The sequence below is a fragment of the Microbacterium sp. genome (assembly GCF_035277845.1).
In the GTDB taxonomy this organism is placed as follows: domain Bacteria; phylum Actinomycetota; class Actinomycetes; order Actinomycetales; family Microbacteriaceae; genus Microbacterium.
In genome coordinates this window covers 1-13,902 of record NZ_DATEJS010000201.1, presented here as the reverse complement: position 1 = coordinate 13,902, position 13,902 = coordinate 1, and the positions used below count along the sequence as shown (strand labels likewise).

The 13,902-nt window shown below is 71.1% G+C and carries 13 protein-coding genes; 5 read left to right on the top strand and 8 right to left on the bottom strand.

Annotated elements, in window-relative coordinates; genetic code table 11:
- The coding region (locus VJR25_RS08495) for a phosphotransferase (RefSeq protein ID WP_324114534.1) at nt 1-1,252 on the bottom strand (1,252 nt) is incomplete at its 3' end.
- 66 nt (nt 1,253-1,318) lie between these two features.
- Here VJR25_RS08495 and VJR25_RS08490 point away from each other — a divergent pair.
- The 3 genes from VJR25_RS08490 to VJR25_RS08480 are packed head-to-tail and all read left to right on the top strand — an operon-like array spanning nt 1,319 to nt 5,543.
- Nucleotides 1,319-2,128, top strand: coding sequence for a hypothetical protein (locus VJR25_RS08490; RefSeq protein WP_324114532.1), 810 nt, complete (start codon nt 1,319-1,321; stop codon nt 2,126-2,128).
- 54 nt (nt 2,129-2,182) lie between these two features.
- Nucleotides 2,183-4,735, top strand: coding sequence for an ATP-dependent Clp protease ATP-binding subunit (locus tag VJR25_RS08485; protein WP_324114530.1), 2,553 nt, complete (start codon nt 2,183-2,185; stop codon nt 4,733-4,735).
- Nucleotides 4,736-4,775: 40 nt separating this feature from the next.
- Entirely contained in the window at nt 4,776-5,543 is a 768-nt protein-coding gene (locus VJR25_RS08480; RefSeq protein WP_324114528.1) for an LLM class flavin-dependent oxidoreductase, read from the top strand.
- A gap of 67 nt (nt 5,544-5,610) precedes the next feature.
- Here the strand turns inward: VJR25_RS08480 and VJR25_RS08475 are convergent, their stop codons facing one another.
- The 5 genes from VJR25_RS08475 to VJR25_RS08455 form a co-directional block, all read right to left on the bottom strand.
- The gene (locus tag VJR25_RS08475; RefSeq protein WP_324114526.1) at nt 5,611-6,894 is read right to left on the bottom strand and encodes a sugar ABC transporter permease; all 1,284 of its coding nucleotides are present in this window, start codon (nt 6,892-6,894) and stop codon (nt 5,611-5,613) included.
- Nucleotides 6,891-7,730 (bottom strand): ATP-binding cassette domain-containing protein, encoded by an 840-nt coding sequence (locus VJR25_RS08470; RefSeq protein ID WP_324114524.1) that lies wholly within the window; start codon nt 7,728-7,730, stop codon nt 6,891-6,893. The genes VJR25_RS08475 and VJR25_RS08470 overlap by 4 nt, the downstream gene beginning before the upstream one ends.
- Before the next feature lie 70 nt (nt 7,731-7,800).
- Nucleotides 7,801-8,910: a substrate-binding domain-containing protein gene (locus tag VJR25_RS08465; RefSeq protein ID WP_324114522.1), complete on the bottom strand. Its 1,110-nt coding sequence runs from the start codon at nt 8,908-8,910 to the stop codon at nt 7,801-7,803.
- Nucleotides 8,911-9,042: 132 nt separating this feature from the next.
- Nucleotides 9,043-10,203 (bottom strand): ROK family transcriptional regulator, encoded by a 1,161-nt coding sequence (locus VJR25_RS08460; protein WP_324114520.1) that lies wholly within the window; start codon nt 10,201-10,203, stop codon nt 9,043-9,045.
- Nucleotides 10,204-10,276: 73 nt separating this feature from the next.
- Nucleotides 10,277-11,143 carry an NYN domain-containing protein gene (locus tag VJR25_RS08455; protein WP_324114518.1) on the bottom strand — a complete coding sequence of 289 codons (867 nt, stop codon included), beginning with the start codon at nt 11,141-11,143 and terminating at the stop codon, nt 10,277-10,279.
- A gap of 21 nt (nt 11,144-11,164) precedes the next feature.
- Between VJR25_RS08455 and VJR25_RS08450 the strand changes: the two genes are divergently transcribed.
- A complete protein-coding gene (locus tag VJR25_RS08450) occupies nt 11,165-11,545 on the top strand; it encodes a PLD nuclease N-terminal domain-containing protein (protein WP_324114516.1) in 381 nt (126 codons plus the stop codon).
- 2 nt (nt 11,546-11,547) lie between these two features.
- On the opposite strand, the gene VJR25_RS08445 is transcribed toward VJR25_RS08450, so the two are convergent.
- Together VJR25_RS08445 and VJR25_RS08440 are read right to left on the bottom strand one after the other, a co-directional pair.
- Nucleotides 11,548-12,228, bottom strand: a complete 681-nt coding sequence (locus VJR25_RS08445; protein ID WP_324114514.1) for a class I SAM-dependent methyltransferase — start codon at nt 12,226-12,228, stop codon at nt 11,548-11,550.
- Between the two features lie 99 nt (nt 12,229-12,327).
- A complete protein-coding gene (locus tag VJR25_RS08440; RefSeq protein WP_324114512.1) occupies nt 12,328-13,656 on the bottom strand; it encodes an O-acetylhomoserine aminocarboxypropyltransferase/cysteine synthase family protein in 1,329 nt (442 codons plus the stop codon).
- Nucleotides 13,657-13,672: 16 nt separating this feature from the next.
- On the opposite strand from VJR25_RS08440, the gene VJR25_RS08435 reads away from it, so the two are divergent.
- Nucleotides 13,673-13,902 (top strand): rhodanese-like domain-containing protein (locus tag VJR25_RS08435; RefSeq protein WP_324114510.1); only part of this gene is annotated, 230 nt, incomplete at its 3' end.

Genomic DNA, 13,902 nt, shown 5'->3' with positions numbered 1-13,902 from the left:
GCGTGGCGACGGTGGTGGCGCCGGCGCGCAGCGCCTCGGCGACGAGCGTGTGCTCGATGCCCGGCTCGAGCCAGCGCCCGGCATCGAGGGCAGGGCTCGTAGGGGAGAGGTCCAGCACGGTCACCGCGCCGGCGAGCATCGGCCGTGCGGGCGGGACAGTGAGCGGCTCGACGGCCACGGCCGCGGCGCGGCGCACGAGAGCGGTGGCGACCGGCAGCGGCAGCGAGGTCGCGGCCTTCAGGATCAGCTGCTCGTGCTGGAGGTTCTCGGCCGCGTACGCGTTCCCGGGGTCGGTGCGCAGCACGTGGTGGGCGCTCGCGACGAGCACCGCGGCACGCACCACCACGAGGGGCCACAGCACGTCGAGCTCGGGCTCGGTGAGCGGCAGGGTGCGCGTGTAGCCGGTGACCGCGGTCATGGCGTCGCCCACGGTCACGCCGTCGTGGTGCAGGATGCCGGTCAGGGTGATCGCGAGCTCCCCGGCGCGCCAGGTTCGGCCGAGGTCGCCGAGGTCGATGACGCCGTCCGGCATCCGCCCGTCCAGGGCCACGACGTTGTCGTCGGTGAGGTCGCCGTGGATCACCTGCTGGGGGAGCGTCGTCGCGACCGGGGCGATCAGAGCCCAGGCGTCGTCGGCCGTCTGCTGCAGGTGCAGACGCAGCCCGTCGTCGGCGACCGAGGGGAGGAGCTCCGCGAGCACGGCCGGGGCGTGACGCAGGTCCCACTGGCTGTCGCGCTCGGTGCCGGGATGCCGCCATCCCGCGAGTGCCGTGTCGACGGCGGCGGCGACCTCGCCGAAGCGCGCGATCACGTCGGGGGCGAGGTAGGCGCTGCCGCCCAGCGTCGACCCGGCCAGGAACGGCAGCAGGCGGGCGTGCGCCGTCCCTCCGTCCGCCGTGGCCACCGGGCGCACGGTCGTGCCGTCCGGGAAGCCCTGCGCGAGCGGGACGCGGATGCCGGCGCGGGCGCCGATGAGGCCCGCCGCCAGGGACTGCGCCTCGAGTTCGGCGGGGTCGGTCGCCGGGTTCGCGATCTTCAGCAGCAGGCGGTCCGGCGCCCCGGTGTCGATCACGAAGTTGAGGTCCTGGTTGCTCCCGAGGGATGCCGCCCGGCCGGTCACGCCGAACAGGTCCTGCGCGAGCGCCGCCGCCTGCGCTTCATCGATCTCCGGCGGTGGGGCCTGCACGAGCGCGGCTCCGTTCGGGATGGCCGGTGCGGACGGATCGGTCGTGCGGTCGGGCAGCAGGGGCATAAGGCATTGTCTCCCACCGTCGTGTGTCCCCGGGGTGATGTCGGGACCGCGCGCCATGATGGGCGCATGCGTTTGAAGAGCACGTCGTCGCAGCGCACCTATCGGTACGTGCGGCTCGCGCTCGTCGGTGCCGCGCTCACGCTGGGCGTCGCGGTGGTGCAGGTGCTTGCGACCATCGGTCCGGTGTCGTCCATCAGCGCGACCTACTACACCCCGGCCCGCAACGTGTTCGTGGGCGTGATGTTCGCGATCTCCCTCGCGCTCGTCGCGCTGTCCGGGCACAGCCTCGAGCAGGTGCTGCTCGATCTCGCGGCGCTGTTCGCGCCGGTCATGGCGATCGTGCCCACGCCGGTGAGCGCGGGCGAGATCCCGGGATTCGATCCCGGCTGCGCGGGCCGGTGCGTGCCGGCGGCGGACGTGGCCGGCATCCGGCTCGGCATGACGACGCTCGTGGTCATCGCGGCCGCAGCCATCGCGACAGCGGTCGTGCTCAGCCTCCTGCAGCACACGATGGGCACGGCGAAGGTGCTGGCGCTCGCGGCGGCGGTCGTCATCGTCGCCGGCATGGCGTCCTGGTTCCTCCTCGGTCCCGTCGCGTTCGTGCAGCACGGGCACGTCGTCGCCGCCGTCGGCTTCTTCGCCTTGCTCGCGCTCACCGCGCTGGTGTCGTCCGCTGCCTCCGCGCGGGTCTGGCGGGTCGTGTACGCGGTCATCGCGGTGCTGATCGTCGTGGACCTCGTCTCGCTCGCCTTCGCGCGCAGCTGGCTGGTGGGCGAGGCGATCGCCCTCGCGCTGTTCCTCGTGTTCTGGCTTGCGCAGACCGTCGAGCGGTGGAACGAGGTCGACCCGGGAATACTGCCGCGGTCTCGACGTTGAACTTGATACGAGCCGGCTCAAGTTGGGGTGGCTCACGATCAGGAGGCACGCGAGATGTCCGAAAACGTCACACCCCCGGAAGGGGGCGCCGGCGCGTTCGAGGAGTTCCTCGCCCGATACCTCGCGGGAGAGCGCCAGCGGTCTGAGCAGCGCCCCATCGACATCGGGCGGTTCCTCAGCACGCGCACCCAGCAGGTGCTGCAGGCAGCGGCCCAGTTCGCCCTGCAGCGCGGGCAGCGCGAGGTCGATGCGCTGCACGTCCTCCATGTTCTGATGCAGCAGGGCGAGGCGCGGGACGCCGTCGCCCGTCTCGACATCGATCCCGTCGCGATCGCGGCGGCCGTGGAGTCACGGCTGCCGGGTGCGACCGCCGCGAACGACGCCGACGGTGCCGCCGTCACGCCGTCGGTGCAGCGCCTGCTGTTCCACGCACTTCAGGTGGCCCGGTCGTCCGGCTCCACCTACATCGACCCCGAGCACCTGTTCTTCGCTCTGGTGCTCGGCCAGGACACCCCGTCGGGTCAGGTGCTCGCTGCCGCCGGCGTCACCGTGGAGGCGCTCGTGCACGGTATGCGCGAGACCGTCACCCCGGCCGGAGTCGAGACGTCCGAGGCTCCGGCGTCCGGCGACGCCGAGACGCCGATGCTCGACCAGTTCGGCACCGACCTCACGGCGCGCGCCGCCGCCGGGGAGCTCGACCCTGTCATCGGGCGCGCCGACGAGATCGAGCAGACCATCGAGATCCTGAGTCGCCGCACCAAGAACAATCCGGTGCTGATCGGGGAGGCCGGCGTCGGCAAGACCGCCATCGTCGAGGGTCTCGCCCGCGAGATCATCGAGGAGCGCGTGCCCGAGCAGCTGCGCGACAAGCGCGTCATCGCGCTGGACCTTGCGGCGATGCTCTCCGGCACCCGCTACCGCGGCGACTTCGAGGAGCGCCTGACCCGCACCATGGACGAGATCGCCGCGCATCGCGACCAGATCATCGTCTTCGTCGACGAGCTGCACACGGTCGTCGGAGCGGGCGCGTCCGGCGAGGGCGCCATGGATGCGGGCAACATCCTGAAGCCCCGCCTCGCGCGCGGAGACCTGCACCTCATCGGGGCGACGACGCTCAAGGAGTACCGCACCATCGAGAAGGATGCGGCCCTCGAGCGCCGCTTCCAGCCGATCAAGGTCGGCGAGCCGTCGGTGGGCGACACCGTGCGCATCCTGCAGGGTCTCAAGCCCGCGTACGAGAAGCACCACGGCGTCACCTACACCGACGACGCGCTGCAGTCCGCCGCGGAGCTCAGCGACCGGTACCTTCCGGATCGCGTGCTGCCGGACAAGGCGATCGACCTGATCGACCAGGCGGGCGCGCGGCTGCGGCTGCAACTGGGAGTGCAGCAGGATGCCGCCACCCTGCTGCAGCGGCTGGCGGAGCTCGAGGCCGACAAGAACCAGGCGGTCGACGCCGAGCACTACGAGGAGGCGTCGCGGATCCGCGACGCGATCGGCGAAGTGCACGACCGGCTGGCGGACGTCGCCTCCCGCGAGCGTGCCCACGATGCCGTCGTCGACGAACCCCAGATCGCCGGCGTGATCAGCCGGGCCACCGGCATCCCGGTCGCCCGTCTGACGGCCACGGAGCGCGACCGCCTCGCCACGCTGGAGGACGAGCTGCACGCGCGGGTCGTCGGCCAGGACGACGCGGTGAGCGCCGTGTCCAAGGCGGTGCGCCGCGGGCGCACCGGCATGGGCGACGCGAACCGCCCGATCGGCTCGTTCCTGTTCCTCGGGCCCACCGGCGTCGGCAAGACCGAGCTGGCGAAGGCCCTCGCCCAGTCGCTGTTCGACGACGACCAGGCCGTCATCCGGTTCGACATGAGCGAGTTCGGCGAGCGGCACACCGTCTCACGGCTCGTCGGCGCCCCTCCGGGATACGTCGGGTACGACGAGGCCGGGCAGCTGACCGAACGGGTGCGCCGCCAGCCCTACGCCGTGGTGCTGTTCGACGAGATCGAGAAGGCCCACCCTGACGTGTTCAACCTGCTGCTGCAGGTGCTCGACGACGGCCGGCTCACCGACGGGCAGGGTCGCACGGTCGACTTCCGCAACACGGTGATCGTGATGACCTCGAACCTCGGCAGCGAGTTCCTGGCATCCCGCGCCGGGGCGATCGGATTCACGACGAGCGGTCGCGAGTACGCTGACGACGATCTGCGCGACCGGGTGATGGGGCGCCTGCGCGAGCAGCTGCGTCCGGAGTTCCTCAACCGCATCGACGAGGTGGTGCTGTTCCGCCGCCTCGACCGCGACCAGCTGCACCGGATCGTCGGGCTCATGCTCGCCGGGACGGCGGGCCGGCTCGCGGCGCGCCGGATCGCGGTGGAGACCACGGATGCCGCCGTGCAGTGGCTCGCCGAGCACGGCTACGAGCCGGAGTTCGGTGCGCGCCCGCTGCGGCGGCTCATCCAGCGGGAGATCGACGACCGCATCGCCGACCTGCTGGTGGGCGGCACCCTGGTCGACGGAGGCCTCGTCTCGGTGGATGTCGCCGGAGACGCCCTCACCGTGACCGCACCGCCCGCGACCGCGACGACGCCGCTGACGCCCGCCGCCTGAGCGGCGGGCGGTGGGGCACCCGACGGCGTAGGTTCGGAGGATGACGAACATCGCCAAGCTGTCGATCGGCGTCGCGGGTGCCCTCGGGCCGGAGCGCATCGCGCGGATCGCCGCCGCCGTCGAGGCGGCGGGATTCCACGGGATCTGGGTCAACGACACCCCGGGCGCTGACTCGCTGGCGGCCCTCGCCGCAGCGGCCGCATCCACCGAATCGCTCGTGCTGGGCACCGGCGTCGTGCCGGTCGACCGCCGCCCCGCCGCGCAGATCGCCGCGGAGGCGGCCGAGCTCCCGCAGCACCGCCTGGTGCTCGGCATCGGCTCCGGAGGCACGCGCACCGGCATCCTCGCCGTGATGCGCGGCGCGATCGCCGACCTGAAGCGCGACACCGACGCCCGCGTCATGCTGGGGGCGCTGGGGCCGAAGATGCGGCGACTCGCGGCGACGGATGCCGACGGGCCGCTGCTGAGCTGGCTGACCCCGCAGGCCGCGGCCGCGCAGGCGGCCGAGGCGCACGGCGCCGACCCCGATGCCCACGTCGCCCTGTATGTGCGGGCGGCCCTCGATCCGGCGGCGGTGGAGCGCCTCACCACGGAGGCCGCCCGCTACGCCTCGTACCCGAACTACGCCGCGAACTTCGCCCGGCTGGGCTTCGGCGCCGACCAGACCGTGGTGACCCCGGGGGATGCCGCCGAGCGGGTCGCCGCCTACCGCAGCGCTGTCGACGAGGTCGTGCTGCGCGCGATCACGCCCGGCGAGGACGATCACGACTATCTGCGCTTCATCGAGCAGGCCGCCGCGCTGCTCTAGATTCCCCGTGCGCGACGAAGCGGCCCGGATCCGAGGACCCGGGCCGCTTCGTCGCGTGTGGTCGGGGCTACGCCTGACCGTGCGCGGCGCGGGAGCGACGCGACAGCGAGTCGACGATGACGGCGAGCAGCAGCACGATCGCGGTGATCACGTAGCGCGCCGCCGAGTTGAGGTTCAGCAGGTTCAGGCCGCTCGTGATCGAGAAGATCACGATGATCCCGAGCAGCGCCGACCACGCCCGGCCACGGCCGCCGAACAGGCTGGTGCCGCCGATGACCGCCGCCGCGATCGCGTCCAGGTTCACGTCACCGGTGCCGGACTGCAGGTTCGCCGACTGCCCGTAGGCGGTCTGCAGGATGCCGCCGGTCGCAGCGAGGAACGAGCAGAGCATGAACACCGAGATGAAGACCCAGTTCACCCGGATGCCGGCTCGTCGCGCGGCCTCGACGTTGCCGCCCACGGCGTAGATCGACCGGCCCCACCGCGTCCGGATCAGCAGGTAGTCGAACAGCACCACCAGCACGACGAAGAGGGTGAACATGACGCCGGTCCCGCGCGAGGTGGAGAAGTACCACGCGACGAAGGCCAGCACGACGGCGAGCGAGATCGCCTTGACGAGGGTGATGCTCAGGGCGGTGGTCGACAGTCCGGCAGCGTGCCGCCGACGTGCGCGCATGAGGTCCCCGTACAGGATGCTTCCGCCCGCGAGTGCGGCGAGCAGGTAGGCGACCCACGGCGGGAGGAACCACGCGAACGCGAACTGCGTGAACCAGCTCTGGAACGGGATGTTGATCGAGCCGTTGGCTCCGAGGATCCAGACCTGGATGCCGAGGAAGCCGAGAAGGCCCGCCAGGGTGATGACGAAGCTCGGAACGCCGAAGCGGATGAACAGGAACCCGTAGAGCAGGCCGATGAGCACGCCCACCGCCATCGCGATGAGGATGGCCACGAGGTACGGCATGCCGACCTGGACGGCGAGCACGCCGACCACCGCGGACGCGAGGCCGCTCACCGAGCCGACCGACAGGTCGATCTGCCCGAGCAGCAGCACCAGCACGATGCCGAGCGCGATGATCCCCGTCGGGGTCATCTCCTGCACCAGGTTCGACAGGTTGTCGGCCGACAGGAACGTCGGGTTCAGGACGGTGAAGATCGCCCAGATCACGATGAGGCCGATGATCACCGGCAGCTGGCCGAGGTCGCCGCGGCGCACACGGCCGAAGAACGACTGGACGGCGCCGCCCAGTCCCTCGTTGCGGATGAGGCGCTCGTCCTGCAGATCGGCGGCGGTCTGACTGAGGGTGCCGGTGGCGACCTCGCGCTGGATCTTGGTGTGCTGCGTGTCGGTCATCGCGCGCCGCCTTCCGTCTCGGTGCCGACGGCATCGTCGGACTTGGGGGTGCGCGCGGCGGCACGCTGGGTCACGACGTTGTCGGTGGCACCGGTGATCGCCGCGATGATGTCTTCGTACGAGACTTCCTGCACGCTGAACACGCCGTTGTTGCGGCCGAGTCGCAGCACCGCGACGCGGTCGGCGACCGCCTGCACATCGGCCATGTTGTGGCTGATGAGCAGCACCCCGAGTCCCCGGTCGCGCAGCCGTTCGATGAGGTTCAGCACCTCGGCCGTCTGGGCGACGCCCAGCGCGGCGGTCGGCTCGTCGAGCAGCACGATGCGCGGGTCGCCGATCAGCGAGCGGGCGATCGCGACGGTCTGACGCTGCCCGCCGGAAAGACCGGCGACCGCGATCCGCACCGAGGGGATGCGGGCGGCGAGCTGGCGCAGCAGCTCCCAGGACTTCGACTCCATCTCCTCTTCGTCGAGGACGCCGCCGTGCAGGATCTCACGGCCGAGGAACAGGTTCGAGACCACGTCCAGGTTGTCGCACAGAGCGAGGTCCTGGAACACCGTGGCGATGCCGAGGGCCTGCGACTGGGTGGGGCTGTGCAGCACCACCTCGTCGCCGTCGAACCGCAGCGAGCCCTCGTCGTGCGAATGCACGCCGGCGAGGATCTTGATGAGGGTCGACTTTCCGGCGCCGTTGTCGCCGACGAGGGCGACGACCTCGCCCGGGTACACGTCGAGGTCGATGTCCTTGAGCGCCTGGACGGCGCCGAAGGTCTTGGACACGCCGCGCAGCGAGAGGACGGGCTCCCGCTGGGTCGCGGCGTCTGCCTGCAGAGTCACGCTGTCTCCTTCAGAGAATGTCGGGATGCCCGGCCGCCTGCGCGGCCGGGCATCCCCGTCACCGGATCGGTTACTTGATGCCGTTCTTCGTGCAGGCCGTGGTGTACGCGGCGGTGCAGATCTGCGCGGCGGAGTCGGAGCCGTAGAACTGGTCCTTCACGACCGTCGACTCGATGTTGCCGGCGGTGACCGCGACCGGCTGCAGCAGCTCGGCCTTCACCGTTCCGCCGTTCTTCGGCGACACGGTCGTGGTGGCACCGCTCCAGCTCTTTCCGTTCAGCAGTGCCCAGGCCATCTGCGCGGCGTCCTCGGCCTCGGGCTTCACGGCCTTGTACACCGTCATGTACTGCGTGCCCGCGAGGATGTTCTGGATGCCGGACAGCTGCGCGTCCTGACCGGTCAGCGGGACCGGGGTGAAGTTGCCGGACTTCTCGGCGGCGACCACGCCACCCGCGGTGCCGTCGTTGGCGGCGTAGATGCCCTTGATCTTGGTGCCGAACTTCGTGATCTGGCTCGCCGCCCACGACTGCGCGTTCGACGGCAGCCACTGGATCGTGTCGTACTCGGCGAGCACCTTGTAGCCGCTCTTGTCGATGACGCTGTGCGCGCCCGCCTTGAACTGCGCGGCGTTGGGGTCGGTCGGGGCACCGTTGACCATGAGGATGCCGGAACCCGCGGGAACGCCGTCGGCGTGCAGCTTGTCGACGAGTGCGGTCGCCTGCAGCTGGCCGACCTTCTGGTTGTCGAACGAGATGTAGTACGACAGGTCGGCGCTGTCGATGAGACGGTCGTACGAGACCACCGGCACGTTCTTCTGCTTGGCGGCGGCGACGATCGCGGCTGCTGCCTCACCGTCCTGGGGGTCGAGCACGAGCACCTTGGCGCCCTGCGTGAGCATCGACTGCGCCTGCTGCTGCTGCTTGGCCGGGTCGGCGTCCGCGTTCGCGTAGAGGACGGAGCACTTGGGGCACAGCGACTTCATCTTGGCGGTGAAGTAGGGGCGGTCCGCGGCGGCGTAGCGGGCGGTCACCGAGTCGGGGAGCAGCAGGCCGACCTTCGCGGTCGAGGCGCCGGACGTGCCCGACGTGCTGCCGCCGCTGGACGAACCACCGTTCGAACAAGCGGTGAGTGCCGTCGCGGCGATGGCGACGGTCGCGGCCACCAGGGCAAGGCGCCCCATCCTGGACCTCTTCATTGAAACCTCCGGTGTCGTGCCGCCCTCGTCGGCGACGTTGACAAGATTCGCAGGTTGAATTCTTGGCGTCAAGTCTTGAAGACAACGAAAGGGTAACGGCGCGCGCGGAGGCTCGGGCTACGCCTGTGCGCGCTCCGCGGCGTTGAGGATGGCGCCCATCACCGATGCCCGCCGCCCGAGCTGACCCGGCACCAGCTCGGGCAGGGATCCGGGCGTCGTGAGCACGGAGCGCTCGAGCTCCCGGCGGATCGGGCCGAGGAGCATCTCTCCGGCGCGGCCGACCTCGCCGCCGACCACCACGCGGTCCGGGGCGAGGATGTTGCAGAGGTTGGCGATGGCGATGCCGAGACTCTGGCCGGCGTCACCGAGGGCGCGGACGCAGGCGTCGTCTCCGCTCATCGCCTTCACGACGATGTCGTTGAGCTTCAGCGCGCCGTGCACCTCGGCGAGGTCGCGCAGCAGGCTGCGCCCGGAGGCCACCGCCTCCAGGCATCCGCGGTTGCCGCACCGGCACAGCGGCCCGTTCTCGCGGATCACCGTATGGCCGAGTTCGCCGGCGGTGCCCGATCCGCCGCGGTAGAGGTGGCCGCCGATGACGATGCCGGCACCCACCCCGTCGTCGACCTCGACGAACACGCTGTCTTCCTTGCCCCGCGCGGCGCCGAGGCGGTGCTCCGCCAGGGCGGACAGGTTGGCGGCGTTGTCCGCGAAGACCGGGCGCTGGATGCGGCGCTCCATGGTCTCGGCGATGGGCAGCCCGTCCCAGCCGCGCATGATGCCGGGGCGGGCGATGACGCCGGTCGCCGTGTCGATCGGGGCGGGGATCGAGATGCCCAGCGCGATGAGGTCGGGAAGGCCGGCGTCGAGCGAATCGAGCATGTCCGCGAGCAGGATCGTCACGCGGTCCATCTCGTTGTCGGCGCGGTGATCTCGCGCCAGCGGCATGTGGTTCTCGGCGACGATCGTCGCCGAGACGTCCCCGACCGCGATGCGCATGTGCCGGGCGGCGAAGTGCACGCCGGCGACGAGCCCCACGGCGTGCGCGATCGTGACATGCTGGGCGCGGCGGCCGCTGCGGATGCTCTGCGACGTGTTCACGACGCCGCCGGCGGACAGTTCGCGGACGATGTTGGAGACGGTGGCGGGGGAGAGGCCCGTGACGGTGGCCAGCTCCACCTGGGTGAGCCCGCCGTGCTTCTTGACGGCGTCGATGATCCGCTGACGGTTGGCTTCACGAAGTGAAGCTTGCGATCCCGGGGTGCGGCGCTGCGCGGACATGGATCACACCATACCGCGGGTCGGTGGAACGGTATGCCAAAGGCATCCGAAGTCGAACGGAACTTTGAATCTGTCAGCGCTTCGGGGTGACGAGCCGGATCTGCACGATGTTGCCCGACTCGTCCATCTCGGCGATGTCCGCGTGCGCCTTGAGGAAGTCCGAGAACGATCGGTGCCCGAGCGCGCGCTCGCTGAACGAGGAGTCCAGCCTCTTCATGAGGTCCTTCACCGCGCTGGCGTGCCGCCACTCGTCGCCGTCCTTGTCGGCTTCGAGCCGCAGGGCGCGCTCGAGCAGTGCGCCCGCCGGGTCCGCGGGCTTCTTCGAACGGCGCGTGCGCGAGGCCGGGGCGTCCTTCTTCTCCGGCTCGGATGCCGCGGCCGGCTGCACGCCCGGCAGCGAGTCGTAGGCGTCGAAGCGGTCGCAGGCCGCGGCGAGCGACTTGGCGGTGGAGCCCGCGACCCCGACGCCCACGACGTACCGCCCGAGCCGCTTGCAGCGCTGCGCGAGCGGCACGTAGTCGCTGTCCCCGGCGACGATCACCACGTGGGTGAGGTCGGGCAGGCGGAACATGTCCTCCACCGCGTCGACGGCGAGCCGGATGTCGGCGCCGTTCTTCGCGTACGCGGCGGCGGGGAACAGCTGCACGAGGTCCACGGCCCGCGCCACGAGCTGCGAGCGGTACTCGGCGTTCACCGGCGACGACCAGTCCGCGTAGGCGCGGGTGAGCACGAGCGTGCCGAAGGATGCCGCGTAGTCGATGATCGCGCCGACGTCGATGGTGGCGCCGGCGAGCCGGTCGAGGCTCTCCGCGTCTCCGGCCGCGATCTTCTGCCGGTCGCGCGAATACGAGTTGCGACCGTGCACGCGGTCGTACCAGCTCATGACGATGTTGTCGAAGTCGAGGTACACCGCGACGCGGGCATCCTGAGTGTCGGCCATGCATCAAGTATGGTCGGCGACATGTGGTTCTTGTCGCTGCTCCTGCTCGCTGCGATGGTCTTCGCGATCGTCGACATCGTGCTCCGCGACAATGCGGAGATCAAGCACCTGCCGAAGGTGGCCTGGCTGTTCCTCGTGATCCTCGTGCCGCTGCTGGGCACGGTGCTCTGGTTCACGCTGGGGCGAGACGTTCCGCAGCGGCTGTCGCGCCCGCGGCCGACCCTCGTGTCGCGTCCGGCCGGCGTGTCGCGTCCGGCCGCGCCGCCCGCGCCGTCACAGGGTCGCGATGTGCGCACGACCGAGCAGCAGCTCGCGGACCTCGAGCGCGAGATCGAGGAGGACCGCCTGCGCGCCGAGATCGCCCGCAAGCGGGCGGAACGGGACCGCGGTTCGGAGGACTGACCTCAGCCGCGCCGCAGCAGCAGCATCCCCTGGGGATCGCGCTCGACGTCGCGCGGTGCGCGCTCGAGGCTGACCAGCACCTCGAACCCGGCTGCGCGGGCGACGTCTGCGACCTCCTGCGGGCGGCGCAGGAACAGTCGCGCCTCGACGTCGTGGCCGTATGCGCGCTCGACGCGGCGCTGCCCGCTGCCCGACTGGAACCCGGTGAGCAGCAGTCCGCCCGGACGCAGCACCCGGTGCAGCTCGGTCAGCACCGGGGCGAGCACGGCCGTGTGGATCAGGGAGTACCAGGCGAGCACCCCGTCGACGGCCGCATTGCCGTGGGGGAGCGATGCGAGATCGCCCACGATGATCGGGGCGCCCGGCGATGCGGCGAGCGCCTGCGCGACCATTCCGGGGGAGAGGTCGACGCCCTCGAGCCGCAGGGACGGCGCGATCGCGGCGAGGTGCCGCAGCATCCGGCCCGTGCCGCATCCCGCATCCAGGACGTGTGCAGTCGCAGGGAGCCGACGCACGAATTCCCCGATCATCGCGAGGTCCAGCGGGGCCTCGAACGAGGCATCCGGCAACTGTGCGGCGTAGTCCGGTGCCACGGTGTCGTATGCCAGTCGCGTCTGCGCGGCCCCACCCGCGAGCGGGGTGTCGACGGCCGGCAGGAGGCCGTCGTGATGGGGTGCGGGCATCCCCCGAGTCTGCCCTGCAGAACGGGCGATCACGCCGAGACAGGCGGATGCGGCGGCAAACCGCCTGTCTTCGGGCGTCTGCCTGCGTCCGCGCCGCGGTCAGGCGGCGGCGAGTGCCTGGTCGAGGTCGGCGATGAGGTCGTCGGCGTCCTCGAGGCCGATGGACAGGCGCACCGTCGTCCAGGCGATGCCGGCGTCGGACAGCTGCTGCGGGGTCATGTGGCTGTGCGTCATGGATGCCGGGTGGGCGACGAGGCTCCGGGCGTCGCCGATGTTCGCCACGAGGCGCAGCACGCGCAGCCGCGAGATGAACGTCTCGACGGCGGCGAAGTCGGCCTCCGGGTCGCCCGTGGAGACCAGGTCGAACGAGAAGACGGACGCGTTGCCGCGGGGGAGGTACTGGGCGCCGAGGGCGTTCCAGCGGTTGTCCGCGAGGCCCGGGTGGTGCACGGCGGCGACCGCGGGCAGGGTCGCCAGGTGCTCGGCGACCTTCTGCGCGGAGGCGCTGTGCCGGCCCATGCGCAGATCGAGCGATTCCATGCCCTGCAGCAGCTGGAAGGCGTTGAACGCGGAGAGCGAGGGGCCGAGGTCGTGCGAGTACTTCGTCTTCACGAGCGAGATGTACGGCGAGCCGGATGCCCCGAACCGCTCCACCAGGCTCTTGCCGGGCACGCGGGCGTACGACAGGGTGAGCTGCGGCCACTTCGCGGGCTCGGCCGTGAAGTCGAAGGTGCCGAGGTCGACGACCGCGCCGCCGAGCGAGGATCCGTGTCCGCCGAGGAACTTGGTCGCCGAGTGCACGACGATGTCGGCTCCGTGCTCGCGCGGACGCTGCAGGTACGGCGTCGCCACGGTGTTGTCGATGACGAGGGGCACGCCCGCCGCGTGCGCGATGTCCGCGACCGTGCGCACGTCCAGCACCTGCGCGATGGGATTCGCCACGGACTCCCCGAAGAACGCGCGCGTCTCCGGGCGGACGGCGTCGCGCCAGGCCTGCGGGTCGTCCTGGTCGACGAGCGTGGTCTCGATGCCCCAGTCCGGGAACGTGTCGGTCAGCAGGTCCACGGTGCCGCCGTAGAGCTGCGCGGCCGCCACGATGTGGCCGCCGCGCCCGACGAGCGCGAGCAGGGCCAGTGCGACCGCCGCCTGGCCGGATGCCACGCCCGCGGCGGCGATGCCGCCCTCGAGCGCCGCGATGCGCTGCTCGAACACCGACACGGTGGGGTTCGCCGCCCGGCTGTAGATGTCGCCCTCGCGCTGCAGGGCGAACAGCTCCCGCGCCTGCGTCAGCGACGTGAACTCGAACGCGTTCGACTGGTAGATCGGGGGGATCGCCGTGTGCGAGACCGCACCGGCGGTATAGCCCGCCTGCACCTGCGCCGTCGCGAAAGAGGAGGCGGCGGCGTGCGGAACGGTCGTTTCGGGCATTGTCCCATTCTCGCGGATGCCGCTCGCCCGACCCGGGGGATGTGACGTCGTGTGTCATCGTGGGAGCGTGAACGTGCTGATCGACGCCGAGACCCTGAACTCCCTCGCCGATGTGCGGATCCTGGACGTGCGCTACCGCCTCGACAAACCCGACGGGCGCGACGATTACGCCGCCGGGCACATCCCCGGCGCGGTGTACGTCGACATGGAGACGGAGCTGTCGCAGCACGGCGCACCGCATGACGG

Bases quoted from the DNA above. Each gene is read 5' to 3' on its own strand.
- VJR25_RS08490 (WP_324114532.1), top strand. From the start codon at position 1,319: ATGCGTTTGAAGAGCACGTCGTCGCAGCGCACCTATCGGTACGTGCGG.
- VJR25_RS08485 (WP_324114530.1), top strand. From the start codon at position 2,183: ATGTCCGAAAACGTCACACCCCCGGAAGGGGGCGCCGGCGCGTTCGAG.
- VJR25_RS08480 (WP_324114528.1), top strand. From the start codon at position 4,776: ATGACGAACATCGCCAAGCTGTCGATCGGCGTCGCGGGTGCCCTCGGG.
- VJR25_RS08475 (WP_324114526.1), bottom strand. From the start codon at position 6,894: ATGACCGACACGCAGCACACCAAGATCCAGCGCGAGGTCGCCACCGGC.
- VJR25_RS08465 (WP_324114522.1), bottom strand. From the start codon at position 8,910: ATGGGGCGCCTTGCCCTGGTGGCCGCGACCGTCGCCATCGCCGCGACG.
- VJR25_RS08460 (WP_324114520.1), bottom strand. From the start codon at position 10,203: ATGTCCGCGCAGCGCCGCACCCCGGGATCGCAAGCTTCACTTCGTGAA.
- VJR25_RS08455 (WP_324114518.1), bottom strand. From the start codon at position 11,143: ATGGCCGACACTCAGGATGCCCGCGTCGCGGTGTACCTCGACTTCGAC.
- VJR25_RS08450 (WP_324114516.1), top strand. From the start codon at position 11,165: ATGTGGTTCTTGTCGCTGCTCCTGCTCGCTGCGATGGTCTTCGCGATC.
- VJR25_RS08445 (WP_324114514.1), bottom strand. From the start codon at position 12,228: ATGCCCGCACCCCATCACGACGGCCTCCTGCCGGCCGTCGACACCCCG.
- VJR25_RS08440 (WP_324114512.1), bottom strand. From the start codon at position 13,656: ATGCCCGAAACGACCGTTCCGCACGCCGCCGCCTCCTCTTTCGCGACG.